Origin of the sequence: Roseateles sp. (genome assembly GCF_036404855.1) — a bacterium.
GTDB lineage: Bacteria > Pseudomonadota > Gammaproteobacteria > Burkholderiales > Burkholderiaceae_C > Pelomonas.
Genome location: NZ_DASWYS010000285.1, coordinates 1 through 23153 on the forward strand (window position 1 = coordinate 1; position 23153 = coordinate 23153).

The 23153-nt window shown below is 68.0% G+C and carries 24 protein-coding genes; 20 read left to right on the top strand and 4 right to left on the bottom strand.

The window, feature by feature from the left end:
* Positions 1 to 352: 352 nt before the first annotated feature.
* On the bottom strand, positions 353 to 934 hold the full coding sequence (locus VGF12_RS18715) for a PEP-CTERM sorting domain-containing protein (RefSeq protein WP_331177559.1): 582 nt from the start codon (positions 932 to 934) through the stop codon (positions 353 to 355).
* Positions 935 to 1112: 178 nt separating this feature from the next.
* Here VGF12_RS18715 and VGF12_RS18720 point away from each other — a divergent pair, with 178 nt between their 5' ends.
* The 13 genes from VGF12_RS18720 (at position 1113) to VGF12_RS18780 (ending at position 17151) form a co-directional block, all read left to right on the top strand.
* On the top strand, positions 1113 to 1562 hold the full coding sequence (locus VGF12_RS18720) for a copper chaperone PCu(A)C (protein ID WP_331177560.1): 450 nt from the start codon (positions 1113 to 1115) through the stop codon (positions 1560 to 1562).
* 91 nt (positions 1563 to 1653) lie between these two features.
* Positions 1654 to 3897: a hypothetical protein gene (locus VGF12_RS18725; protein WP_331177561.1), complete on the top strand. Its 2244-nt coding sequence runs from the start codon at positions 1654 to 1656 to the stop codon at positions 3895 to 3897.
* A gap of 141 nt (positions 3898 to 4038) precedes the next feature.
* Positions 4039 to 4881 carry a peptidyl-prolyl cis-trans isomerase gene (locus tag VGF12_RS18730; RefSeq protein ID WP_414710142.1) on the top strand — a complete coding sequence of 281 codons (843 nt, stop codon included), beginning with the start codon at positions 4039 to 4041 and terminating at the stop codon, positions 4879 to 4881.
* Positions 4878 to 5831: a HupE/UreJ family protein gene (locus tag VGF12_RS18735; RefSeq protein ID WP_331177563.1), complete on the top strand. Its 954-nt coding sequence runs from the start codon at positions 4878 to 4880 to the stop codon at positions 5829 to 5831. The genes VGF12_RS18730 and VGF12_RS18735 overlap by 4 nt, the downstream gene beginning before the upstream one ends.
* Positions 5828 to 6454 (top strand): putative 2OG-Fe(II) oxygenase, encoded by a 627-nt coding sequence (locus tag VGF12_RS18740; RefSeq protein ID WP_331177564.1) that lies wholly within the window; start codon positions 5828 to 5830, stop codon positions 6452 to 6454. Before VGF12_RS18735 ends, VGF12_RS18740 begins: the two co-directional genes overlap by 4 nt.
* Entirely contained in the window at positions 6451 to 8853 is a 2403-nt protein-coding gene (locus VGF12_RS18745) for a spermidine synthase (RefSeq protein ID WP_331177565.1), read from the top strand. The genes VGF12_RS18740 and VGF12_RS18745 overlap by 4 nt, the downstream gene beginning before the upstream one ends.
* A gap of 47 nt (positions 8854 to 8900) precedes the next feature.
* Complete coding sequence (locus tag VGF12_RS18750; RefSeq protein ID WP_331177566.1) at positions 8901 to 9677, top strand: metallophosphoesterase family protein; 777 nt, start codon at positions 8901 to 8903, stop codon at positions 9675 to 9677.
* A 35-nt stretch (positions 9678 to 9712) separates the two neighbouring features.
* A complete protein-coding gene (locus VGF12_RS18755) occupies positions 9713 to 11125 on the top strand; it encodes a bifunctional serine/threonine-protein kinase/universal stress protein (RefSeq protein WP_331177567.1) in 1413 nt (470 codons plus the stop codon).
* Positions 11126 to 11158: 33 nt separating this feature from the next.
* Positions 11159 to 12364, top strand: coding sequence for a succinyldiaminopimelate transaminase (gene dapC, locus VGF12_RS18760; protein ID WP_331177568.1), 1206 nt, complete (start codon positions 11159 to 11161; stop codon positions 12362 to 12364).
* A complete protein-coding gene (gene dapD / locus VGF12_RS18765) occupies positions 12361 to 13185 on the top strand; it encodes a 2,3,4,5-tetrahydropyridine-2,6-dicarboxylate N-succinyltransferase (protein WP_331177569.1) in 825 nt (274 codons plus the stop codon). The genes dapC and dapD overlap by 4 nt, the downstream gene beginning before the upstream one ends.
* Positions 13186 to 13187: 2 nt before the next feature.
* On the top strand, positions 13188 to 14351 hold the full coding sequence (locus tag VGF12_RS18770) for a PilT/PilU family type 4a pilus ATPase (protein ID WP_331177570.1): 1164 nt from the start codon (positions 13188 to 13190) through the stop codon (positions 14349 to 14351).
* Complete coding sequence (gene prmB / locus VGF12_RS18775) at positions 14348 to 15208, top strand: 50S ribosomal protein L3 N(5)-glutamine methyltransferase (protein WP_331177571.1); 861 nt, start codon at positions 14348 to 14350, stop codon at positions 15206 to 15208. The genes VGF12_RS18770 and prmB overlap by 4 nt, the downstream gene beginning before the upstream one ends.
* The gene (locus VGF12_RS18780) at positions 15205 to 17151 is read left to right on the top strand and encodes an ATP-binding cassette domain-containing protein (protein WP_331177572.1); all 1947 of its coding nucleotides are present in this window, start codon (positions 15205 to 15207) and stop codon (positions 17149 to 17151) included. Before prmB ends, VGF12_RS18780 begins: the two co-directional genes overlap by 4 nt.
* Positions 17152 to 17158: 7 nt before the next feature.
* On the opposite strand, the gene VGF12_RS18785 is transcribed toward VGF12_RS18780, so the two are convergent.
* Positions 17159 to 17521 carry a DUF1304 domain-containing protein gene (locus VGF12_RS18785; protein ID WP_331177573.1) on the bottom strand — a complete coding sequence of 121 codons (363 nt, stop codon included), beginning with the start codon at positions 17519 to 17521 and terminating at the stop codon, positions 17159 to 17161.
* A 120-nt stretch (positions 17522 to 17641) separates the two neighbouring features.
* Between VGF12_RS18785 and VGF12_RS18790 the strand changes: the two genes are divergently transcribed.
* Together VGF12_RS18790 and VGF12_RS18795 are read left to right on the top strand one after the other, a co-directional pair.
* Positions 17642 to 18127 (top strand): MarR family transcriptional regulator, encoded by a 486-nt coding sequence (locus tag VGF12_RS18790; RefSeq protein WP_331177574.1) that lies wholly within the window; start codon positions 17642 to 17644, stop codon positions 18125 to 18127.
* A 40-nt stretch (positions 18128 to 18167) separates the two neighbouring features.
* A complete protein-coding gene (locus VGF12_RS18795; RefSeq protein WP_331177575.1) occupies positions 18168 to 18602 on the top strand; it encodes an organic hydroperoxide resistance protein in 435 nt (144 codons plus the stop codon).
* 13 nt (positions 18603 to 18615) lie between these two features.
* Here VGF12_RS18795 and VGF12_RS18800 read toward each other — a convergent pair whose 3' ends face one another.
* Positions 18616 to 19551 carry an asparaginase gene (locus VGF12_RS18800; protein ID WP_331177576.1) on the bottom strand — a complete coding sequence of 312 codons (936 nt, stop codon included), beginning with the start codon at positions 19549 to 19551 and terminating at the stop codon, positions 18616 to 18618.
* 66 nt (positions 19552 to 19617) lie between these two features.
* Here VGF12_RS18800 and lexA point away from each other — a divergent pair, with 66 nt between their 5' ends.
* A complete protein-coding gene (gene lexA, locus VGF12_RS18805) occupies positions 19618 to 20289 on the top strand; it encodes a transcriptional repressor LexA (protein ID WP_331177577.1) in 672 nt (223 codons plus the stop codon).
* Positions 20290 to 20393: 104 nt separating this feature from the next.
* On the opposite strand, the gene VGF12_RS18810 is transcribed toward lexA, so the two are convergent.
* On the bottom strand, positions 20394 to 20903 hold the full coding sequence (locus VGF12_RS18810; protein WP_331177578.1) for a PEP-CTERM sorting domain-containing protein: 510 nt from the start codon (positions 20901 to 20903) through the stop codon (positions 20394 to 20396).
* 650 nt (positions 20904 to 21553) lie between these two features.
* Between VGF12_RS18810 and VGF12_RS18815 the strand changes: the two genes are divergently transcribed.
* The 4 genes from VGF12_RS18815 (at position 21554) to VGF12_RS18830 (ending at position 22923) form a co-directional block, all read left to right on the top strand.
* Positions 21554 to 21841, top strand: coding sequence for a hypothetical protein (locus tag VGF12_RS18815; protein ID WP_331177579.1), 288 nt, complete (start codon positions 21554 to 21556; stop codon positions 21839 to 21841).
* 79 nt (positions 21842 to 21920) lie between these two features.
* Entirely contained in the window at positions 21921 to 22178 is a 258-nt protein-coding gene (locus VGF12_RS18820) for a type II toxin-antitoxin system RelE/ParE family toxin (protein ID WP_331177580.1), read from the top strand.
* Positions 22162 to 22491, top strand: coding sequence for a helix-turn-helix transcriptional regulator (locus VGF12_RS18825; protein ID WP_331177581.1), 330 nt, complete (start codon positions 22162 to 22164; stop codon positions 22489 to 22491). Before VGF12_RS18820 ends, VGF12_RS18825 begins: the two co-directional genes overlap by 17 nt.
* A 135-nt stretch (positions 22492 to 22626) precedes the next feature.
* Positions 22627 to 22923 carry a hypothetical protein gene (locus VGF12_RS18830; protein WP_331177582.1) on the top strand — a complete coding sequence of 99 codons (297 nt, stop codon included), beginning with the start codon at positions 22627 to 22629 and terminating at the stop codon, positions 22921 to 22923.
* Positions 22924 to 23153 lie beyond the last annotated feature (230 nt).

Genomic DNA, 23153 nt, shown 5'->3' on the forward strand with positions numbered 1-23153 from the left:
TCGCCCTCATCGGGCTGGCGTTCATCGGGATCGCCCTGGGGCATGCACTCAGGCTCGGTGACCTGGGCCTCATGGCGCACCACCCCCTCTTCGGCTCGGGCGTCGCGTCATTGAGCACCGCCGCCCTGGGCGGCCTGCTGCTGCTGGGCCTCAGTCGCCCATCCCACTGAGAACCGGCACGCTAAGCTGAATCCCAGCGCTGGCAGCCGCCGGATGACGTGATGACCTCCGCCCCATAGAAGAAGACCCCGGCAACGGATGTCACCGAGGTATTCGAGGCAAACACGGAGATGGGGTCGCCATCTCACTGAAGCCGGCTGCTGCCGGCATTTCCTGGGGCGCAGTCGCGCCGTCAATCGCGGCGGCGACGGCCGGCCAGCAGCAAGCCGACGCCCCCCAGCATCAGCACGACGCTGCTCGGCTCGGGCACGGCGCTGATGTTGTCCAGGGCCACGACGTTGGCCATGCCGGTGAGATCGAAGGACAACGCCGTGCCACTGAAAGTCAGCAAGGCCTGGTTCCAGGTGGTGTAGTCGGCGGAGTTGGCGGCCAGATCCAGCGTTCCCAGCAGCGTGCCAGTGCCGTTCAGGCCGGAGTAGGCCTTGATCGCGATGGGGGCGTCGATCGGTGCGGAGTAGAAAAAGCTCAGGCCACCGCTGACACCGGCCGCAACGTTCATGTAGGCCGTCGTGTTGACGATGCCGTCCAGCTGAACGAAGGCCACACCCAGCGGCGACGGCGCGTTGCCGAAGTAGGTGAACTCTTCACTGTTGGACACGCCCAGCACGTTGGTGAAGGAGATGCCATCGGCAGCGTAGGTGTCGGCCACCTCGTCGCCGTAGGACCAGGTCTTTTCAAAGTCCACGGACAGCGGGGCGGCCGCGAAGGCGGGCGAGGCCAGGCTGAGGGCCAGTGCGAGGGAGGCGAGCTTCATCGAAGAACTCCAGGGCTTGAGGATGGGGGCGGCGGGGACCGCGGCGTCTATGTCGGGGGCGCAGTGTGGTCGGCAAAGACGACAGCCGCGTGACGCCACCAAGGCAGCCCGCCGCGCGCTTCATGCCCGTGTCATCGGGGCCTGCGATGGTCGCCAGCCCCTTGCTGCCCCACGCACCATGACCCGCACCGCCCTGCTTCGCCGCCATCTGCTCATCGCCCTCGGCGCCGCCGGAATCGCCCGCCACGCCCGCGCCTGTGAGTTCTTCAGCAGCCACATGCGCATCTGGCACCCCTGGACACGCGCGACGCGGGTCGACGCCGACACGGCCCGGCTGTGCATGCGCTTCGATGAAGTTCAGACCACCGACCGCCTGATCGGTCTAGAAACCCCCGTGGCCACGGGGGCCCGGCTGGCCGGTCCCGGCGCGCCCGAGGGCGAGCAGGGTCTGTCGCTGCTGATCCGTGCCGGCCAGGAACTGACCCTCGCCGAGGACGGTCTGCACATCGAACTGTTGGATCTGCAGCAGCCGTTGCAGGTGGGCCGCAGCTTCCCGCTGCGCCTGATCTTCGAGTCCGCCGAACCGGTCAACGCCATGCTCAACGTCGACTACGCCAGCCTGCGCTGAGCGTCGCGAACCCGTCACGCCGAGGTCATGCCCGGTCCATAGCATGCGCCCCGTTTTTGGCCCTCTCCCCTTCTTCCACGGAGCAGATCCCATGACTCACTTCTTCACCAAGAGCCAGATCGCGCTGGCCGCCCTCGCCGCGCTGGGCAGTGCTGCGGTCATCGCCCCCAACCTCGCAACGGCCGCCGGCAAGACCGCCGGCAAGTACGTGTCGGGCGACTTCCACAACCACACCACTTGCTCGGACGGCGCGATCTCCATGCAGAAGCTGGTCAAGAAGGTCACTGACAAGACGGCCGAATCGCCCTGGGGCCTGGACTGGTTCATCCAGGCCGGCCATGGTGGCAACGGCAACCGCAACTGCACGCTGGTCGAGGACGCCTCGCTGTCCACGCCGGCCTACCCCTACGTGGCTGGCCAGGGCCCGACGACGACCTGGGCCAACAGCATCGGCGCCGCCAACCTCAAGGGCAACGGGGGCGGCGTCGGCGGCACCGGCAACATGTGGCGCTGGCAGTCGCTGCAGGAATACCAGTACCCGGTCATCGAGTACCTCGCGGCCTACAAGAACCTGCCCCTCTTCCTGGGCCTGGAGTCCGTCGTCGCTGGCCATGAGCACAGCTCCATGTCCATCATCACCGGCCAGATGCCGGCCGCCGTGGACAACGCCACGCTGCCGACCACGGCGGGCTATACCGCCCTCGGCAACGCCAGCGCGCTGGCCCAGTGGTCCTACTGCTTCGACCGTGGCGACACGGACACCAGCCGCGGCAACGTGACCGGTTCCACCACCGGCAACAACTGGGACTGCAGCAACCCTGCCAGCGCCGATTCCACGTCGAGCACGCTGGGCTGGAGCAGCACGGGCAAGAAGCTCGTGCAGCCCAGTGGCACCGGCACCGGCAACAAGGGCCACCTGAAGACGCTGGAAGCCCTGAAATGGATGGCCAACTTCCACGGCCAGGCAAGCTACTACGTGCCCGCCCACCTGGAGCGTGCCGGCCCCTTCAACGTGGACGGCAACAACGGCTTCAACATCGAGCACCTGCGCAACTTCAACAACGCCGCACCCAACGTCGCCTTCGGCTTCGAATCGCAGCCGGGCCACGGTGCATCCAGCAACCGCGGCGAGTACCAGGTCAAGCGCAATAACTTCGGCAGCGCGGTTGGTCTGGTCGACTCCGTCGGCGGCACAACCTACGGCGGCACCGGCGTCTACGCGGCCCAGCTCGGCGGCGTCTGGGATGCGCTGCTCGGCGAAGGCCGCAACTGGTGGTTCTTCGCCAGCTCCGACTGGCACAACCGCGGCAGCTTCGGCCCGGACGACCGCCGCTCCACGCAGGACTTCTACCCCGGCGAGTACCAGCGCACCCATGTGATGGTCCGCAACGGCAGTGACAAGCTGCGCCCGCAGACTATCGTCGACGGCCTGCGTAGCGGCAATGCCTGGTCCGCCTCCGGCCAGTTGATCGACCGCCTGGCCTTCATCGCCTGCACGTCGTACGCCGGCGTCGCCGCACGCTCCAATGCGAGTGTCGAGGCGCTGGCCGTCGCCGCAGCCACCAAGGGCACCGACATCGACACGACCGGTTGCGCCACCATGGGCGAGAAGCTCACTGCACGCCCGGGTGCCGAGATCGTCGTCGCCGTCGTCGTGCGCGACCCGGACGGCGCGAACTTCTCGCCCTACAACTTCCCCAATCCGTCGCTGGCCCAGGTCGGCATCAACCAGCCGCTGAACAAGCCGGTGCTGGACCATGTCGACGTGATCCGCGGCCTGGTCACCGGCTACAAGACGCCGGGCTCGGCCGACTATTCGGGCGAATGGCCGCGCAACACCAACTGGCTGAAGGCCGATGGCACGACCACGGGCCTCTCCGCCGTGCCGGCCGGCGCGAAGAACACCTCGGCCGCCGTGCTGAAGACCTTCAGCGGCAACGGCGGCACGCCATGGACCCAGGTGCAGTCGGGCGTGGACAACACTGTCTTTCTGAAGATGAGCTTCCGCATCCCGGCCGTCCAGGCCTCGCAGTACCTGCGCCTGCGCGGTAGCAATCTGCCGGCCGCCGTCCCCTACGAGACGGACGCCAATGGCAACCCGCTGGCCGACATCTACACCAACGCCAACGACACCTCGATGCTGCGCATCCCCTGCAGCACCGTGGGCACAGTGCTGACCGGCGACGCCATCAACGGCTGCCCGGCCCATCTCGCTTCCGTGTCGGGCCAGAAGTACGTCTCCTACGACGTGGCCGCCTGGGCCGACCTCTGGTTCTACAGCAACCCGATCTACGTCGAGATCGCCAACTCCTACGCCATCGCTGGCGTGAAGTAGGCCCAGATGCCGAAGCCGACGGCGGCACGTGTGCCGCCGTCGTTCTCCTGCACAACCTGGACAACGGCGTGGGGCCTGTGCCCCCCGCCGTTGTCGTCGTTTTGTCTTGTTGTCTGCCTAGCATGGGTGGTTATGTCCAGCGTGCTTCCCCCCGTCTCCCTCGCGTCCCGACCGCGCCTGCGACTGCCCGGCTGGACGCGCGAGCCCCTGCTGCATTTCCTGCTGCTCGGCGCCTTGCTCTTCGGCATCGACCGCCTCGCGAACCCGGGGGTTGGCGAAGCCAGTGAGATCGTCATCAGCGCCGAGGTCGACGAGGAAGCCCGCCAGCTCTTCAAGGCCAAGCGCGGCCAGGACCCCAACGCGGAGGAGATGGCGGCCCTGCGCAAGGTCTGGCTGGACAACGAAGTGCTCTACCGCGAGGGTCTGGCGCTGCAGCTCGACAAGGGCGACACCGCGATCCGCGAGCGCGTCATCTTCAAGGCCCTCAGCGTCGTCGACGGCGGCACCAAGCTGCCGCCGGTCAGCGACGAGATGCTGCGCGACTGGTTCGAGAAACGCCGTGCCCGCTACGACGAACCAGCCCGCTTCGACTTCCAGGAAGCCGTGCTGGAAGGCAACGCCGGCGAGACCGTCGTGCGTGCCTTCGTCGAGCAGCTCAACCACGGGACACCGGGCGATGCCAAGGCCGGACTGCGCGTCTTCAAGGGTCGGCCGCACAGCAACCTGCTGCAAAGCTACGGCGAGGACTTCGCCCGGGCCCTGGAGAGCGCAGCCCCCGGCACCTGGCTGGCGCTGCAGTCCCGGGAAGGCTGGCATGCCGTGCGCCTTGAGGCCACCAGCCCCGCCAAGCCCGCCAGCTTCGAAGTCCTGCGCGGGGTGGTGATGCAGGACTGGACGGACGCGACGCTCGCCGAACAGCGCAGCGCCGCCGTCGCGGCCCTGGCCAGGAAGTACACCGTCAAGGTCGAGGCGCCCGCGAAATGAGACGCTTGCTGATCTGCCTGATGGCGCTGGCCGCGGCCCTGTCCGCCACCCTGCCCGCCTTTGGCCACGAGATGAGCATGGCCGAGATGCAGTTGCGCGAGACACGGCACGGCGAGTTCCTCTGGCAGTGGGGCGCGGGCGAGAAGCGCCCCATCGCCCAGGACCTGACGCCCGTCTGGCCGCAGGCCTGCGCGGCCGAGGCCACAATGCTGCGCTGCGGCGAGGCCGGCCTCGCCGGCACGCTGTCGGTCCGGGGCGTGGGTGAGCGCTACTCGGCGGCCGTCGTGCGCGTGTTCTGGCTGGACGGACAGACCCGCGTCTACACCCTGACCAAGGCCCAGCCCTCCGTGCAGCTCTATGGCGCTGCCGACGACCCGCGCGGCATGGGAGAGATCGCCAGCGCCTACACCCTCCTGGGTGTCGAGCACATCCTCGGGGGCATCGACCACCTGCTCTTCGTCGTCGGCCTGCTCTTCCTCGTCGGCTTCAACCGCCAGCTCGTGCTGACGATCACCGCCTTCACCGCCGCGCACAGCCTGACGCTGGCCAGCAGCGCGCTCGGCTGGCTGACACTGCGCGCCGCACCGGTGGAAGCGACCATCGCGCTGTCCATCGTTCTGGTGGCTGGCGAGGCGCTGCACCAGCGCAACACGGCCGCGCGACGCTGGCCGGCGCTCGTCGCGTTCCTGTTTGGCCTCGTGCACGGCCTCGGCTTCGCTGGCGCGCTGCAGGAGATTGGCCTGCCCGAGAACCACCTGCTCGTCGCGCTGCTGACCTTCAACGTCGGCGTCGAGATCGGCCAACTGATGACGGTGGGCGCATGCTGGTGCCTGTGGCGCCTCGCCAGCCGCTGGCCGGCCGCGAGGCGGATGCGCACGGCGTTGCTCTACATGATCGGCAGCATCGCAGCATACTGGTCCTGGCTGCGCATCACGGCGGTGCTGGCATGACGGACGAAGTCATCGGGCTGTTCCCGGTACCGCTGCAGCGCTCTACCGGCGTGCTGCCACCGGCGCTCGTCCATGCCCTGGTCGACCACTTCAGCACCCGCGCGCTGCAGCCCAACAACAGCTCCGATGCGCTGGCCCACACCCGCATGCTGCAGCCCTCGGACAGCCCGCTGCTGGTGCAGGCCGCCGCCCTCATCACGCCCAAGGTCGTCGAGTTCGGTCGCCTGCTCTTCGGCGAAAACTTGGGTTGGGCCATCAAGGAGATGTGGGTCAACGTGCTGGACACCGGCGGTCGCCAGGCCATGCACAACCACGCCAACAGCTTCGCCTCCGGCGTGGTCTACCTGACCGAAACGGACGACTCGGCGCGCACGGTCTTCATGAAGTCGCCTGGCGGCCTTGACTTCGCGCTGAAGAACGACCATGCCGGCGTGGTGACTGGCCCCTACAACGCCGAGAAGTGGGTCAGTCCCTTGCCCCGCCCAGGCGACCTCATGCTCTTCCCCAGCTACCTGATGCACGCCGTGCCGCCCAATGCCGGCGCGCGCCGCATCAGCCTGGCCTTCAACGCGATCCCGACGCGCCTGGAGAGCTGGGGCTACACGCTCAGCTTCAACGCTTGAGCGGCCTCGCGCTGCTGCTGATGGCCGCATCCGGCTTCGCCGGCCTCGGCTACCAGATCGTCTGGACTCAGCAGTTCGGCCTCGTCCTCGGCCATGAGTCGGCCGCCGTGCTGGCCGTCGTCGCGGCGTTCTTCGGCGGGCTGTCTCTGGGCTCGATGCTGCTGGGACGCCGCATCGAGGCCAGCAACGCACCGCTGCGCTGGTACGCCGGTTGCGAAGCGCTGATCGGGGCCTGGGGGGCACTGTTGATACTCGCCATGCCCACCGTCAGCGGAGGGGCCCTGGACCTCATCGGGGCCGAGGCCACGCCGCTGCGGCACTGGAGCATCGCCTTCGGCGCCAGCTTCCTGCTGCTGCTGCCGGCCATGGCCCGCCTTGGCACGACGCGGCTGGCGCCGCTGTACGCGGCCAACACGCTGGGCGCCGTCGCAGGCGTGCTGGCCACGGCCTTCTGGCTGATCCCGGACTGGGGCCTGACACGCAGCGCCGGCCTGTGCGTGGCCCTCAACCTCGGCTGTGCGGCGCTGGCCGGCCTGGCGCTGCAGGCCCGGCCCGTGCCGCCCCTGGGCCCACGCACGTCGAACCGGCCCCTGGCCCTGCTCGCGCTGACGGGGCTGCTGGGCATCGCCTATGAAGTGCTGGCCGTTCGCGTACTCAGCCAGGTCGCTGAGGACACGGTCTACACCTTCGCGCTGCTGTTGGCCGTCTACCTGGCCGGCAGCGCGTTGGGCGCCGCCGCCTACGCGCGCTGGCCGCGGCGATGCGGCACGCCCCGCCTGCTGCAGGCCCTGGCCTGGAGCGTTCTGGTGGGCATGGCCGCGCTGTGGAGCGCGGAGGCGCTGAAGGCGTGGCTTCAGCCGCAGACGCTGGCCGCCGCGCTGGCCACCGAGGCGCTGCTGGCCGTCACCGTGTTCGCGCTGCCGACGCTGCTGATGGGCGCCCTTTTCTGCCAGCTCAGCGCAGACGCCGCCGCGGCCGGCATCACTTTCAGCCGCGCGCTGGGCGTCAACACCCTGGGCGCGATGGCGGCCGCACCGCTGTTCGGCGTCACGCTGGCGCCCGTCCTGGGACCAAAGCTCGCACTGCTCGTCGTCGCGGCCGGCTACCTGCTGCTGGTGCCAGCCTGGCGCAGCCGGCCTTGGTGGCTGCCCGCAGGCGCCACGGCGGTGCTGGCGCTGTTCGCGCCCCCGCTGGCCTTCATCGACCTGCCCGAAGGTGGCCGCTTGCTCAGCTACCGCGAAGGCGCGATGGCCGCGGTCAGCGTCGTCGAAGACGCGGCCGGCGTCGCACGCCTTCGCATCAACAATCGCCAGCAGGAGGGCAGCAGCGCCAGCCTCCTGGTCGACGGGCGCCAGGCCCTGCTGCCGCTGTTGCTGCATGGCGAACCCAGGCAGGCGCTCTTCCTAGGCTTGGGCGCGGGCCTCACCGCTGGCGTGGCCGCCCGGATGCCGGGCTTGCAAGTGGATGCGGTCGAGCTGCTGCCCGAGGTCATCCAGACTTCGGCGCTGTTCCGGCCCGCGCTGGCTGATCTCGGCGACGGACCGGCGCCGCGGCTGCTCGCGGGCGACGCCCGTCGCTACGTGCGCACTGCCGGGAAGCGCTACGACGTCGTCGTCTCCGACAACTTCCACCCCGCCCGCAGCGGCTCGGGGGCCCTCTACACCGTTGAGCATTTCCGCGCCGTACGCGAGCGTCTGGCGCCGCAGGGCCTGTTCTGCCAGTGGCTGCCCCTGCATCAGTTGGACCTGGGCACGCTGCGCAGCATCACGGCCAGCTTCCTGCAGGCCTTCCCCGATGGCGTCGCCGTGCTGGCCAGCAACAGCCTGGACACCCCCACCATCGGCCTCATCGGCCGCGCCGGCAGTACGCAATTCCAGCCCAGACCACTTCCCGAGCTGGCCGCGCGCTTCGGCCTTGACGACGACCTCGCCGTGCTGGGCAGCCTCATCGCCGACCCGCGTTCCCTGCAGCGCTTTGCGGCCGGCGAACCGCTCAACACCGACGACCGCCCCTGGGTGGCCTACCGCGCGCCGCGCATCACCTACGCCCCAGAATCCGCGCCGCGCGACCGCCTGCTGACCCTGCTGGGCCTCGTCAGCGTCGACGCAACGGCCCTGGTCGCCACGCCAGGACTGGCCCGGCGCGTGAATGCCTACGCCCTGGCCCGCCGCAGCTACCTGGACCTCGGCCGACGCACCCAGCCCAGCGCCGACCCCACCGTCATGCTGGCCCGCGTCGGCATACCTCTGCTGGCCGTGCTGACCCAGAGCCCCGACTTCCGGCCCGCCGCCGAGCCGCTGCGCCGCATCGCGCAAGCCCTGGCCCCGCGCGACCCCGCCGCGGCGCGCCAGCTTCGCGACGCGCTGGCACGCATCCGCCCCGATCTCGTGGCCCCCTGAACGCCCCTGTCCGCCCGGCGTCAGCGCTTCGTGGCAAGCTGTCGCCCATGCGCTGGGCTCTCATCACCGATATTCACGCCAACCGGCAGGCCTTCGAGGCCGTCCTTGCCGACGCCCGCAGCCAGGGCGCCACCCACTTCGCGCTGCTGGGCGACTTCGTCGGCTACGGCGCCGATCCGTCCTGGGTGCTGGACCAGGTCATGGCCCTCGTCGCCGATGGCGCCATCGCCGTGCAAGGCAACCATGACGAGGCGGTGGCGCATGGCAGCACGCCCGGCATGCACCCGGACGCACGCGCCGTCGTCGACTGGACGCGCGCCCAACTGAACGAAGACCAGCTTCGCTTCCTGGCGCGGCTGCCTCTTCAGGCCCACGGCGAGCCAGGCCACTGCCTGTTTGTGCACGCGAACGCCTTTGAACCCAATGGCTGGGAGTACATCCAGGGGCGCGCGGAGGCCGTGAAGAGCCTGCACGCGCATCCGGCGCGCATCCAGGTCTGCGGACACATGCACGAGCCCATGCTCTTTCACCTCTCCGGCACTGGCAAGGCGGGCGATTTCCGGCCCGTGGCCGGCGTCCCCATGCCGCTGCCGGGCCACCGCCAGTGGCTGGCCATCCCGGGCTCCTGCGGCCAGCCGCGGGACGGCAACCCGGCAGCATGCTACGCGCTGTTGGACCCGAGCAAGTCCGACCTGGACGACGCCCGCATCACGTTCCAGCGCGTGGCCTACGACGTCGACGCTGCCGGCGAGGCCTTGCGCGCGACGGCCTTGCCGTCGCAGATCGCCGAGCGCCTCGCGCGCCGCCTGACGCTCGGCGAATGATGATGACGACGACGCCCCCCACCTCTGCCCCACCCGTGCCCCTGGAGGCCGGCCGGGTGCTGGACGGCTTCCGGCTGGAGGAACGACTGCACCAGGGCGGCATGGCCAACCTTTGGCGGGTCAGCCGCGTGGAGGGCGAGGACGACGGCATCGAGCTGCTGATGAAGGTGCCGCGCATCAAGGGTGGCGAGGATCCCGCAACCATCGTCGGCTTCGAGGTCGAACAGATGCTGATGCCTCAGCTCAGCGGCCCGCATGTACCGCGCTTCGTTGCCCGCGGGGACTGGACGCGGCAGGCCTTCATCGTCATGGAGCGCATTCCCGGCGACACGCTGCGCCCGCGCCTCGATGACGCACCGCTTCCGCCCGAGGAGGTGGCCGACATCGGCGCGCGCGTGGCCACGGCGCTGGCGGCCCTGCATCGCCAGCATGTCGTTCACCTGGACATCAAGCCCAGCAACATCATGTTCCGCCCCGACGGCACGGCCGTGCTCGTCGACTTCGGCCTCAGCCGCCACGAGCTGCTGCCCGACCTCCTGGAGGAGGAGTTCACGCTGCCCATGGGGACCGGCCCCTACATGAGTCCGGAGCAGGTGCAGTTCGTGCGCAACGACCCGCGCAGCGACCTGTTCGCGCTTGGCGTCATGCTCTACCACCTCAGCACCGGCGAGCGGCCATTCGGCCAACCCAGCTCCGTGCGCGGCCTGCGCCGCCGCCTGTTCGTCGAGCCCGTGCCGCCGCGCGTCATCCGGCCCGAACTCCCACCCTGGCTGCAGGAGGTCATCCTGCGCTGCCTGGAGGTCAAGCCCGAACGCCGCTACCAGAGCGCCGCCCAGCTCGCGCTGGACCTGCGCGAGCCCGGCGGTGTGGCGCTGACGGCGCGCGCCGAGAAGCTGCAAACCAGCGGCGCGATGCGACGCCTCAAGCGCTGGTTCTTCGCGCTGGGTTCGGAGCCCACGCCCGCCGCGCCGGCGGGCCAGCAGCTGGCCCGAAGCCCCATCGTCATGGCGGCGGTGGACGTCGACAACGCGACGCCCGAACTGCTGACCCAGCTCTGCGAGACCGTGCGCCGCATCGTGCAGACCGAGGCGGGCGCCCGCCTTGCCTGCGTAAGCATCATGCGCGTGAACCGCATCGGCATTGACGAGCTCACCGACAAGCACGGCCAGAGCCTGCATGTGAAGCAGCTCATCGCCCTCAAGCATTGGGCGCGGCCCATCAGCAAGGCGCTTAACCTGGAGGACGGCCGGCTGACCTTCCACGTGCTGGAGGCCCCCGAGGCAGCCGGCGCCATCATCGATTTCGCCCATCGCAACGGTGTGGACCACATCGTCATGGGTGCGCGTGGCGCATCGGCGCTGCGGCGCTACCTCGGCAGCGTGTCGGGCCAGGTCGTGGCCGAGTCGGATTGCACCGTCACCGTTGTGCGCGAGCCGGCGAGCGGCTAGGGGCCGGCGCGGCCGGCCACCTATGATTCCGGCATGACTGTTCCCGCCAACCCGCGGCTCGGCCGGCTGCACCCCTACCCCTTCGAGCGCCTGCGCGAACTGACCGCCGGCATCACGCCGAATCCGGACCTTACGGCCATCTCGCTGGGCATTGGCGAGCCTCGCCACGCCGCCCCGGCCCTGATCGCCGAGGCCATCAATGGCGCGATGAAAGGCCTGTCGGCCTACCCGGCAACGGCCGGCACGCCGCAGTTGCGAGAGGCCATCGCCGGCTGGATCGCGCGCCGCTACGGGCTGACGATCGACCCGGCCACCCAGGTGCTGCCCGTCAACGGCTCGCGCGAGGCGCTGTTCGCCATCGCGCAGACGGTGGTCGATACGAGTCGCGTCGGCGCCACGGTGGCCTGCCCCAACCCCTTCTATCAAATCTACGAAGGCGCGGCTTTGCTGGCGGGTGCCGAGGTCGCGTTCGCGAACTCCGACCCGGCGCGCAACTTCGCCGTGGACTGGCGCCAGATCGACGACGCGACCTGGGGGCGAACGCAACTGCTATATGTCTGCTCCCCTGGCAATCCCAGCGGCGCCGTGATGCCACTGGAGGAATGGCAGGCCTTGTTCGAGCTGAGCGACCGCCACGGCTTCGTCATCGCGTCGGACGAGTGCTACTCCGAGATCTATTTCCGCGAAGAAGCGCCGCTGGGCGGCCTGGAGGCTGCAGTCAAGCTGGGCCGCAACGACTTCCGCAACCTGATCGCCTTCACGTCGCTGTCCAAGCGCTCCAATGTGCCGGGCCTGCGCTCGGGCTTCGTGGCCGGCGACGCGGCGCTGCTGAAGAAATTCCTGCTCTACCGCACCTACCACGGCAGTGCGATGAGCCCCATCGTGCAGGCCGCCAGCATCGCTGCCTGGGGCGACGAGGCCCACGTCGTCGAGAACCGGGCGCGCTACCGGCGCAAGTTCGCCGAGGTGACGCCGCTGCTGGCCGAGGTGCTGGACGTGGCCCTGCCCGACGCTGGCTTCTACCTCTGGGCCGCTGTTCCAGGCGGTAACGACGTGGCCTTCGCCCAGGGCCTGCTCGCTCAATACAATCTGGCCGTCCTGCCGGGCAGCCTGCTGGCCCGCGAAGCCCATGGCTACAACCCCGGCGCCGGGCGCATCCGCCTGGCCCTGGTGGCCGACGAGGCCGAATGCCTGGAAGCCGCCCACCGCATCGTCTCCTTCACGAAATCCCGCCCATGAACACCGCTGAACTGCAGAGCCTGATCGACCTTGCCTGGGACAACCGCGCGTCGCTCGACCCCACCAACGCGCCCGAGCTGCGCCAGGCGGTCGACCACGTCATCGCCGAACTGGACGCCGGCCGCCTGCGCGTGGCCACGCGTGAGGGTGTGGGCCAGTGGACCGTGCACCAATGGATCAAGAAGGCCGTGTTGCTGTCCTTCCGTCTGAACGACAACCGCATCATGGGCGACAAGGAGCTGACCTTCTTCGACAAGGTGCCCACCAAGTTCGCCGGCATGACGGACGAACAGCTGCGCGCCACGGGCGTGCGCGTCGTGCCCCCGGCCGTCGCGCGCCGCGGCAGCTTCCAGGCCAAGAACGTCGTGCTGATGCCCAGCTACGTGAACATCGGCGCCTATGTCGACGAAGGCGCGATGGTCGACACCTGGGCCACTGTCGGCTCCTGCGCCCAGATCGGCAAGAACGTGCACCTCTCGGGCGGCGTCGGCATCGGCGGCGTGCTGGAGCCGCTGCAGGCCAATCCGACCATCATCGAAGACAACTGCTTCATCGGCGCCCGCTCCGAAGTCGTGGAGGGCGTCATCGTCGAAGAGAACTCGGTCATCTCCATGGGTGTCTACATCGGCCAGAGCACGCCGATCTACGACCGTGCTACCGACACCGTCAGCTACGGCCGCATCCCGGCCGGCTCCGTCGTGATTTCGGGCTCGCTGCCCAAGGACGGCGGCCGCTACTCGCTGTACGCGGCCATCATCGTCAAGCGGGTGGACGCGCAGACGCGCTCCAAGACCAGCATCAACGAACTGCTGCGCGCCTGACCATGAGCGGCGGCGGCAACATGGAGCGCATCCTGCGGCTGATGGCCGACAAGGGTGCTTCGGACTGCTATCTGTCGGCCAACATGCCGGTGCTGATCCGCATCAACGGGCAGACCGTGCAGCTATCGGACCAGCTCCTGACGCCGCCGCAGCCGCGCCAGCTCATCGCCGAGGTCATCGACCCGGGCTCGCTGGCCGAGCTGGACAACAGCGGCGAGCTGAACATGGCCGTCTCGGTGCGCGGCGTGGGCAGCTTCCGCCTGTCGGGCTTCCGCCAGCGCGGCACGATCGCCGGCGTCTTCCGGCACATCCCGCACGAGATCCCGACGCTGGAGTCGCTGAGCCTGCCGCCCGTGCTGGGATCGATGATCAAAGAGAAGCGCGGCCTCATCCTGATGGTGGGCGCCACCGGCACCGGCAAGAGCACCACGCTCGCGTCGATGCTGGAGATGCGCAACCAGACCATGACCGGGCACATCCTCACCATCGAGGACCCGATTGAGTACCTGTTCAGCAACAAGCGCTCCGTCGTCAACCAGCGGGAGATCGGCCGCGACACGGCGTCGCTGCAGATCGCGCTGAAGAACGCACTGCGCCAGGCGCCGGACTGCATCTTGATCGGCGAGATCCGCGACCGCGAGACGATGACGGCGGCCATCAGCTATGCCCTGTCGGGTCACCTGGTGCTCGCGACGCTGCACGGCAACAACACCTACCACGCGCTGAACCGGATCCTGTCGTTCTACACGCCGGAATCGCGTCCGGCGCTGCTGAATGATCTGGCGGCCGGCTTGAAGGCCATCGTCTCGCAGCGGCTGGTACGCGCCACCGCCGGCGGCCGCGTGCCCGTCATCGAGATTCTGCTGAACACCAAGCTGACGGCCGAACTCATCGAGAACGGCGACTTCGCTGGCGTGAAGGAAGCGATGGAGAAGTCCATCGCCGAAGGCTCGCAGACCTACGAAGAGCATTTCGCCAAACTCATCAGCGACGGCACCATCACGCGCGAGGAAGGCCTGGCCTTCGCCGACTCGCCCACCAACCTGTTGTGGCGGCTGCAGAACGAGGCGCCCGGAGCGCGTCTCACGAACACCCCCCGCAAGGAAGAGAAGGCCCCCGACGAGGCCAGCTTCACCGAAATCACCCTGGACGTCCGCGGCACTTGAAGCTGATTGACTGCATCGAATCCCAAGCCGCCCGCCTCGCCCAGGCGGGCTTGTTTTTTGGCCATGGCACGACCAACGCCTTCGACGAGGCCATGTGGCTGGCCCTGTGGCGCCTGGGCATTCCACTGGACGCCCTTGACGACCATGAAAGGCGTGAGCTGACGGCGGCCGAGGTGGCGTCCATCACGGCGCTGATCGACGAACGCATCACCACTCGCAAGCCGGCCGCCTACCTGACCGGCGAGGCCTGGCTTCAGGGCGTGCCCTTCACCATCGACGAGCGCGCCATCGTGCCGCGCAGCTTCATCGCCGAGCTGATCGCCGACGCCAGCATCGACCCCTGGCTGAACCCGGCGAGCCGCCGCGTGTTGGACCTGTGCACCGGCAACGGCAGCCTGGCCGTGCTGGCCGCGATGGCCTGGCCCGAGGTGCAGGTCGATGCGCTGGACCTGAGCACCGACGCCCTTGATGTGGCCAGGCTCAATGTCGAGCGCCATGCATTGACCGGCCGCATCCGGCTGCTGCAGGGCGACGGCCTGGCGGGCGCCCAAGGGCCCTACGACCTGATCCTCTGCAACCCGCCCTACGTGAACAGCGCCAGCATGGCCGCCCTGCCCGCGGAATACCTCGCCGAGCCGGAGTTGGCCCTGGCCGGCGGCAGCGACGGCATGGACTTCATCCGTGAGCTGCTGCGCGCCGCGCCCGCCGCGCTGAACGACGACGGCGTGCTGGTGCTGGAGATCGGCAACGAGCGCGAGCATTTTGAAGCCGCCTTCCCTCACCTCGAAGTCGTGTGGATGGAAACCTCATCGGGCGCCGACCAGGTGCTGCTGGTGACGAAAGAAAACCTGAAGTGATCACCCTACGCGACATCACGCTGCGCCGCGGCGTCAAGGTGGTGCTGGACAACGCGTCCGCCACCCTGCAACCCGGCGAGAAGATTGGCCTCGTGGGCCGCAATGGCGCTGGCAAGTCCAGCCTGTTTGCCCTGCTGACCCATCGCCTGGGCAACGACAAGGGCGAGGTCGAGGTGCCCAAGCACTGGCGCCGCTCCGAAGTGGCCCAGAACATGCCCGAGACCGAGGACGGCGCGACCGACTTCGTGCTGCAAGGCGATCTGACGCTCGTCGCTGCGCGCATCGCGCTGGACGAAGCCGAGAAGGCCGAGGACGGCCATGCGATGGCCGAGGCCCATGCCGCGCTGGCCGATGCCGGTGCGTTCGACGCACGTTCGCGCGCGCAGGCGCTGCTGATGGGCCTGGGCTTCCGGACCGAGCAGCTCGACGCCCCGGTGAACAGCTTCTCCGGCGGGTGGCGCATGCGCCTGCAACTGGCGCGGGCGCTGATGTGCCCCGCCGAGCTGATGCTGCTCGACGAGCCCACCAACCACCTGGACCTCGACGCCCTCGTCTGGCTGGAAGCCTGGCTGCAGCGCTACGACGGCACGCTGATCATCATCAGCCATGACCGCGAGTTCCTGGATGCCATCACCAAGGTCACGCTGCACCTCGACGAAGGCAAGCTGGTGCGCTACGGCGGCAACTACACGAGCTTCGAGAGCCAGCGCGCCGAACGCATGGTCCTGCAGCAGGCCGCGTTCGAGCGTCAGCAGGAGAAGGTCGCCCACCTGCAGAAGTTCATCGACCGCTTCAAGGCCAAGGCCAGCAAGGCCAAGCAGGCGCAAAGCCGCGTGAAGGCGTTGGAGCGCATGGAGAAGCTGGCACCGGTGCTGGCGTCCGCCGACTTCAACTTCGAGTTCCGCGAGCCGCTGAACCTGCCCAACCCGATGCTGATGTTCGACGAGCTGTCGGCCGGCTACCGCACCGACGAAGGCGACAAGATCATCGTCCGCGGCGTGGACCGCTCGGTGCTGGCCGGCCAACGAATCGGCATCCTGGGCGCCAACGGCCAGGGCAAGTCCACCCTGGTCAAGACCATCGCCCGCGCGCAGGCGCCGATGGCTGGCAAGCTGACCGAAGGCAAGGGCCTGTCCATCGGCTATTTCGCCCAGCAAGAGCTGGATGTGCTGCGCCTGGACGAAGGTCCGCTGGCGCACATGGTGCGTCTGGCCCGCGACGTCGGCCCGCCCGGCCGCGAGCAGGAGTTGCGCGACTTCCTCGGTCAGTTCCGCTTCACGGGCGACATGGTCAACCAGGAGGTCGGCAGCCTGTCGGGCGGCGAGAAGGCACGACTGGTGCTGGCCATGCTGGTGTGGCAGCGTCCCAACCTGCTGCTGCTGGACGAACCGACCAACCACCTGGACCTGAACACGCGCGAGGCGTTGTCGCTGGCGCTCAACGAGTTCGAAGGCACCGTCATGCTGGTCAGCCACGACCGCGCGCTGCTGCGCGAGGTCTGCGACGAGTTCTGGCTGGTGGCCGACGGCGTGGTCAAGCCCTTCGACGGGGACCTGGACGACTACCAGCGCTGGCTGCTCGATCAGAGCAAGGAAGCCGCGCGCGCGGCCAAGAAGCAGCCGTCCGCGGCGCCCGCGCCCGTCGTCGCTGCTGCGCCGGCACCGGCCCCTGCGTCACGCGAGGACCGCAAGGCCTCCGGCCAGGCCCGCGCCAAGCTGGCCGAGCAGACCCGTCCGCTGCGCAAGGAGATGGAAGCCATCGACAAGCGCCTGCATGCGCTGGCCCAGGAGCGCGCCGAGATCGAGGCGCAGCTGGCCGACGGCGCGGCCGCGTCGGCCATCGCCGAGATGGGCAAGCGGCTGAAGGCGATTGCCGATCAGCTCGAGGCCGACGAGATGCGCTGGCTGGAGCTGGGCGAGCAGATCGAGGCGATGTCGACCTGATTCCCGCTCAGGTCGCCAGTACCGCTGCCAGCGCCAGCGCGCCTGGCAGCGCCTGCACGAACAGGATCTTCCTGGACGCCGTGGCTGCACCGAACACGCCGGCCACGACGACGCAGCCCAGGAAGAAAACCAGCCAGGGCCGGCCCGCGCCCGCGGCGCCCTGCATCAGGCCCCACACCAGGCCCGCGACGAGAAAGCCGTTGTAGAGCCCCTGGTTGGCCGCGAGCGCCTTGCTCTGCTCGGCGAAGCCCTTCTCCAGCCCGAAGGCCTTGCGGCCTAGCGGCTTGGTCCAGAAGAACATCTCCAGTACCAGGAAGTACAGGTGCAGCAGCGCCACCAGCGCGGCCAGCACGACGGCCAGGATTTGCATCGCCTCACTCCTCATTGCATGTTCGGGGTGGCGAATCCTCTCAGATCGCCCTACCGTGCCGTGTCACCCAAAAGACCATTTAGATTGTGTGCAATTAAATTGCCAACTACATTCATGGTCATGGCACGCAGCAAGACCCCCACCCCGGCCGCCGATTCCCGCGCCGAATGGCTGCAGCTGGACCGCCAGCTGTGTTTCGCGCTGTACAGCAGCTCGCGGGCCATGACCCGGATCTACAAGCCGCTGCTCACGCCGCTCGGCCTGACCTACCCGCAATACCTCGTCATGCTGGTCCTGTGGGAGACCGAAGGCCTGAGCGTGTCGCAACTGGGCCAGCGCCTGTCGCTGGACTCGGGCACGCTGACGCCACTGCTCAAGCGCCTCGAAGCGCTGGGCCATCTCGAGCGCCGCCGCGCCAGCGATGACGAGCGCCGCGTCGACATCTTCCTGACGCCCCGGGGCCGCAAGCTGCGCGAGCCGGCCCTGGACATCCCCGGCCAACTCGCCTGCGCCAGCGCCTGCGAGCTTGACGAGGTCATCGCGCTGACGCAGCGGCTGCAGCAGCTGCGCCAGCAACTCAACCGGGCCGCCGACGCGGCCGCCTGATCCCTTCCCCACCACCACGCATCACGCAAAGGAGCCCACCATGGCCATCGAGAAAGCCCTCTACACCGCCACCGCCACTGCCACCGGCGGCCGCGCCGGCACTGCCAAGTCGTCTGACGGCGCCATCGACCTGACGCTGTCCACGCCGAAGGAACTGGGCGGCGCCGGCGGCCCGGGCACCAATCCCGAGCAACTGTTCGCGGCCGGTTATTCCGCCTGCTTCATCGGCGCGATGAAGGCCGTGGCTGGCAAGCAGAAGATCGCCTTGCCTGCCGAGGTCTCCATCACCAGCGACGTCGCCATCGGCCCGCACGCGAACAAGCCGGGCGCCTTCGGCATCCAGGTCGACATGAAGATCTCGGTGCCCGGCATGGACCGCGCGCAGCTCGAAGCGCTGGTCAAGACAGCGCACGAGGTCTGCCCCTACTCGAACGCCACGCGCGGTAACGTCGACGTCTCGCTGACCATCGTCTGAGGGCCGGGCCGGCTCAGCCGGCCAGCAAGGTCAGGATCAGCTCGATCCTGGCCTTGACCGGGCTCAGCGCGCCCGCGCTGGGCAGCAGACCGGGCAAGTCCATGACCGGTCCGGCATCACAGCGCGTGCTGCGCCAGACCTTCACGCCGTCGGCCTGCGCCTCGCGCAGCGCCGTGTCCAGCGCGACGCTGAGCGTGCCGTTGCCGGTGCCCGCGGCGATCAGCCCATCAACGCCCGCGGCACGCAACGCATCCACGACGGCACCGCTGGCGCCGGCGTGGTTCATGACGATCTCCACACGCGGCCAGCGCTCGGCCGGGCGGGAGATGCACGCCAGGCCCAGCGCCTCGCCCGACGGCCAGCGCCCGAGCAGCCGCACCACGCCCTCCTCCACGCGCGCCACCAACGCGCCATCCACGGACTCAAACGCGTCGACGCGATAGCTGTGCGTCTTGCGGACCTGGGTCGCGTCATGCACCCGCCCCGCACACGCCACGACGACGCCCTCCGCGCCCGGCGCGGCGGCCACCTGCACCGCGTCGAAGAGATTCTGCGGCCCATCCGGCGCCAGCGCCGTGGCCGGCCGCATCGCCGCCGTCAGCACAACAGGCTTGGCCGGCGCAAGCACGCGCTGCAGGAAATAGGCGGTCTCTTCCAGCGTGTCCGTGCCATGGGTGATCACGATGCCCCCCACCTCGGGCCGCGCGAGCTGGGCCTGCACCGCCGTCGCAAGGCGCTGCCAGGTCAGGAAATCCATGTCCTTGCTGTCCAGTTGGGCGACCTGATGCGCCTCCAGCCGACGGCTGGCCAGCGCTGGCACGGCGGCCAGCAAGTCCTCCACGCTCAACTGAGCGGCCGTGTAACCCACACCGTCGCTGGCCGTTTTGGCCGTGCCGGCAATCGTGCCGCCGGTGCCCAGAATGACGATCAGATCGGCGGTAATTTGCAATCTCCTGGTTTCCTGGATGAAAATACAGCTGCTGGACAAATTGCCAGCCTACGACTAAGGCCGACCGTGCAAGACCGACCCAAGCTTACCGCCCGCCAGCAACAGATCTTCGACCTGGTACGAAATGCGATCGAAAGTACGGGCGCCCCGCCGACCCGCGCCGAGATCGCCGCCGAACTGGGCTTCAAGTCCGCCAATGCGGCGGAGGAGCATCTGCAGGCGCTGGCCCGCAAGGGCATGTTGGAACTCGTGGGCGGCACCTCACGGGGCATCCGCCTCAAGTCCGACGCGCTCAGCGCCGTCAATCGCGCCCGCCAGTTCAGCCTGCCCCTTCCGGCCTTGGCCCAGCTGACGCTGCCGCTGATTGGTCGTGTTGCAGCCGGCGCCCCCATCCTCGCGCAGGAGCATGTGGAGCAGACCTTCACCGTCGAGCCCGGCCTGTTCGCGAAGAAGCCCGACTACCTGCTCAAGGTCAAGGGCATGAGCATGAAGGACATCGGCATCCTCGACGGCGATTTGCTGGCCGTGCAGTCCGCCAGTGAGGCGCGCAACGGCCAGATCGTCGTCGCCCGAGTCGGCGAGGAGGTCACCGTGAAGCGCTTCAAGCGCGGTCCCGACGGCATCCAGTTGCTGCCCGAGAACCCCGATTTCGAGCCCATCATCGTCAACGAGAGCAGCGAGCACTTCAGCATCGAAGGGCTGGCGGTGGGCCTGATCCGCGGGCAAGGCTTCAACTGACTGAGCACAGCCGCATTGCTGGCGCCTCATGGGCGCGCCCGCCAAGACGTGCGGGCCCAAAAAAAAAGCCCCGCCTAGGCGGGGCTTTTTGCTTTCCTTGCGCCTCAGGCCGACTTGCGGCGGCGGGCGGCGCCAACGGCAATCAACGCTGCACCCACCAGAGCGACGGATGCGGGTTCGGGCACTTCGGCTTCGTTGATGCGGAACGCGTAGTTGACATAGCTGTCCGAGCAAGCCGTGGTCGGGCTCGTGTAGCGGATGCTGCAGGAATTGTCGAGGATGTAGGCGGAGCGCACACCGGCCGTGTAGAGCGAGCCGTTGGTGAAACTCTCAGCCAGCTGGCCCATGCCGATGCCGTAGCCGTCATACCAAGCCAAGTGATTGATGCTGTTCACATCCGAGCTGATGGTCGAGATCTCGTAGTCGCTGGCCACACCACCAAACAGCAGAGCGGCAGCTTCTTGCGCGCTGTAGGCGGTCTGGGTGGCCGCGTCCCAGCGCAGGCCATCGCCGACATGCCACGAACCGACGAAAACGGGGGCGGCGAAGCTTGACGCGGCAGCAATCGAAGCAACGGCGCCGATGACGATCTTGAGCAGGGAGGGCTTGTTCATTGTTTGAGATGCATGGAGGTCACAGATATCCCATCGAAGCAAAACTCGCGCCACCCATGTAAGCCGTTGATTTACATGGAAATTTCCCCGACAACACAATGCCTATCGCCTCGAATGTAAAGTTTACCGACAAACTAGGGGGTATTCCTTGAAATACTCATGAACATCGACTTCCTCCTGGTGCAAGTCTTTTAGCTGCAAGAACCGAGATCCTTGAGTTCTTGCAGGAGGAAGTGGAGGCTGGCGGACGTTCTTGCACCCGCCCGGACAAAGAAAAAGGCCTAAGTCGTTGATTGACTTAGGCCTTCTGATCGTCAGCGGACCCGCTGAACTCTGAGATGGTGGAGCCGGGGGGAATTGAACCCTCGTCTGTCAAGCGACATCGAGAGCCCTGGTGATAGTCTTCAAGGCCGCGGCAGATAGTGCAGGGCGGGGTCCCGAGCACGCGCCGCGGGGTTTCCTCACCCTCCCCCGGCCGCACATCGGCCCTGGCGCACCGGGACAGCCCGCTCTAAGGGTGCGTAGGGGCCGCCATCGCGCCCGCGTCGAGCTGCCAGGGGGCTCGGGCGCCTCGCCCGTGCCGCGCGCTCCTAGAGCCTCTCTGCACGCCGCGCCCTGGCTGCGGGCGTTATGGTGGATAAATTTACAGTATGGTGGTCGACTTGGTCGAGTTGAATCACGCCGGGCGGCGGCTGCCGCGCGAGGTGTGGCGCGCGGCCGTTCCGATCCGCGGCGAGCTGTCGGTCCTGAAGTACATGAGCTGGCACGGCCACAAGGGCGGCCCAGTCTTCGCTGCGCTTCGGGCCCAAGGCTTGGTCGCGGATCTCAGCAAGGCGCGGATCTGGCACATGAGCGGCCGCAGCACGCTGCTGAGCGGCCAGCAGCGTACGCAGGGCCGGACGGATGACCAGGTGTGTTGGTGCCGCTTCGTGCAGTGACTACGCCGCTCGCCAAGTGCTCGCCGACGGACATTAGATTTCCATTGCCAAATCTAATGCTTATCTTATAGTTCAGCCCATGAACTCGATCAGCTGGCGAACCAAAGCGCTGAAGCAAATGCGCAAGCTGCCGGCCAAAGCCGGCGCGGCGATCCGACAGGCCGTTAGTACCGAGTTGGTCGACCTGACCAAGGCCAAGAACGTCAAGTCGTTGACCAATCACCAGTACGGCTACAGGCTGCGGGTCGGCAACTACCGAGTGTTCTTTGATTTCGACGGCGGCGTGCGCATCGTCACCATCGAAGAAGTGAGGAAACGCGATGAACAAACGTATTGACTTCCAGACCATCAACGACGCCGAAGGCCGACCGGCCTTCGTCGTCGTGCCCTACGCCGAGTTCGTGGCCCGCTTTGAGCAGGCCGGCGACCTGGTGCCGGACGCCGTCGTGAAGCTGGCCTTCGATGAGAGCATGTCTCCGGCTAAGGCCTGGCGCACTCACCTGGGCCTGACTCAGGACGACATGGCCGGCCGCATGGGCATCACGCAAAGCGCGTACGCGCAGCTGGAGACCAGCGCCAACCCGCGCAAGTCCTCGCGCGAGCGCATCGCGCAGGCACTGGGCATCAGTGCCGGCCAGCTGGACTTCTGACCCTTTCATGGAAGCAACGATGGCCAAGACAACGGGCGCCTGGACCTGATCGACTACTTTCAAGAGTCGGCAAGCACGCATGTCGACACAACAGGTCATGCAAAGCTCGTGACCCACGAGCAAACGAGCGTGATGTTGGAGATCTTCTTCAGTCACAACAACGCCTGTAAGGCCACCCGCCATCTCTTCGAGCAAGCGCTCGAACGCATCCACCGGCGCGCCACACCGACGGCGATGAGGCTGCGCCGCTGCAAAGTCGAACATCCGTTTGCAGCCTTGAAGTTCCACATCTTCGAGGAGCCGCGCTTCCTGATGCGGGGCCTGACAGGTGCGGGCACGGAGATCGCCCTGGCGACTCTGGCCTACAACGTCAAGCGCGCGTTGGCTGTACTTGGCGCGCGGCACATGCTGCAGAAGTTGGCCCCGCCATGACAGGCATGGCGCTCTAGGACTGTCGCACTCCAAGCGCCCTCACAAAAGCGGCGACGTAGCACGGCACCGCACCGTGGATCAATTTGGCGCCCAATCGGCATAGGGGGCCTCCTTGAGGAGGCGCCCCTGCCACACCACCTGGCATGCGGGTCCGCACCAGGCGGTTCGAGAGCTTGAGGTCAGGAGAGTCGGGGCAGGCCAAGTCGGTCGAACGACGCAATGCCCAGGAC

Bases quoted from the DNA above. Each gene is read 5' to 3' on its own strand.
- VGF12_RS18715 (WP_331177559.1), bottom strand. From the start codon at position 934: ATGAAGCTCGCCTCCCTCGCACTGGCCCTCAGCCTGGCCTCGCCCGCC.
- VGF12_RS18720 (WP_331177560.1), top strand. From the start codon at position 1,113: ATGACCCGCACCGCCCTGCTTCGCCGCCATCTGCTCATCGCCCTCGGC.
- VGF12_RS18725 (WP_331177561.1), top strand. From the start codon at position 1,654: ATGACTCACTTCTTCACCAAGAGCCAGATCGCGCTGGCCGCCCTCGCC.
- VGF12_RS18735 (WP_331177563.1), top strand. From the start codon at position 4,878: ATGAGACGCTTGCTGATCTGCCTGATGGCGCTGGCCGCGGCCCTGTCC.
- VGF12_RS18740 (WP_331177564.1), top strand. From the start codon at position 5,828: ATGACGGACGAAGTCATCGGGCTGTTCCCGGTACCGCTGCAGCGCTCT.
- VGF12_RS18750 (WP_331177566.1), top strand. From the start codon at position 8,901: ATGCGCTGGGCTCTCATCACCGATATTCACGCCAACCGGCAGGCCTTC.
- dapC (WP_331177568.1), top strand. From the start codon at position 11,159: ATGACTGTTCCCGCCAACCCGCGGCTCGGCCGGCTGCACCCCTACCCC.
- dapD (WP_331177569.1), top strand. From the start codon at position 12,361: ATGAACACCGCTGAACTGCAGAGCCTGATCGACCTTGCCTGGGACAAC.
- VGF12_RS18770 (WP_331177570.1), top strand. From the start codon at position 13,188: ATGAGCGGCGGCGGCAACATGGAGCGCATCCTGCGGCTGATGGCCGAC.
- VGF12_RS18785 (WP_331177573.1), bottom strand. From the start codon at position 17,521: ATGCAAATCCTGGCCGTCGTGCTGGCCGCGCTGGTGGCGCTGCTGCAC.
- VGF12_RS18790 (WP_331177574.1), top strand. From the start codon at position 17,642: ATGGCACGCAGCAAGACCCCCACCCCGGCCGCCGATTCCCGCGCCGAA.
- VGF12_RS18795 (WP_331177575.1), top strand. From the start codon at position 18,168: ATGGCCATCGAGAAAGCCCTCTACACCGCCACCGCCACTGCCACCGGC.
- VGF12_RS18810 (WP_331177578.1), bottom strand. From the start codon at position 20,903: ATGAACAAGCCCTCCCTGCTCAAGATCGTCATCGGCGCCGTTGCTTCG.
- VGF12_RS18815 (WP_331177579.1), top strand. From the start codon at position 21,554: ATGGTGGTCGACTTGGTCGAGTTGAATCACGCCGGGCGGCGGCTGCCG.
- VGF12_RS18820 (WP_331177580.1), top strand. From the start codon at position 21,921: ATGAACTCGATCAGCTGGCGAACCAAAGCGCTGAAGCAAATGCGCAAG.
- VGF12_RS18825 (WP_331177581.1), top strand. From the start codon at position 22,162: ATGAACAAACGTATTGACTTCCAGACCATCAACGACGCCGAAGGCCGA.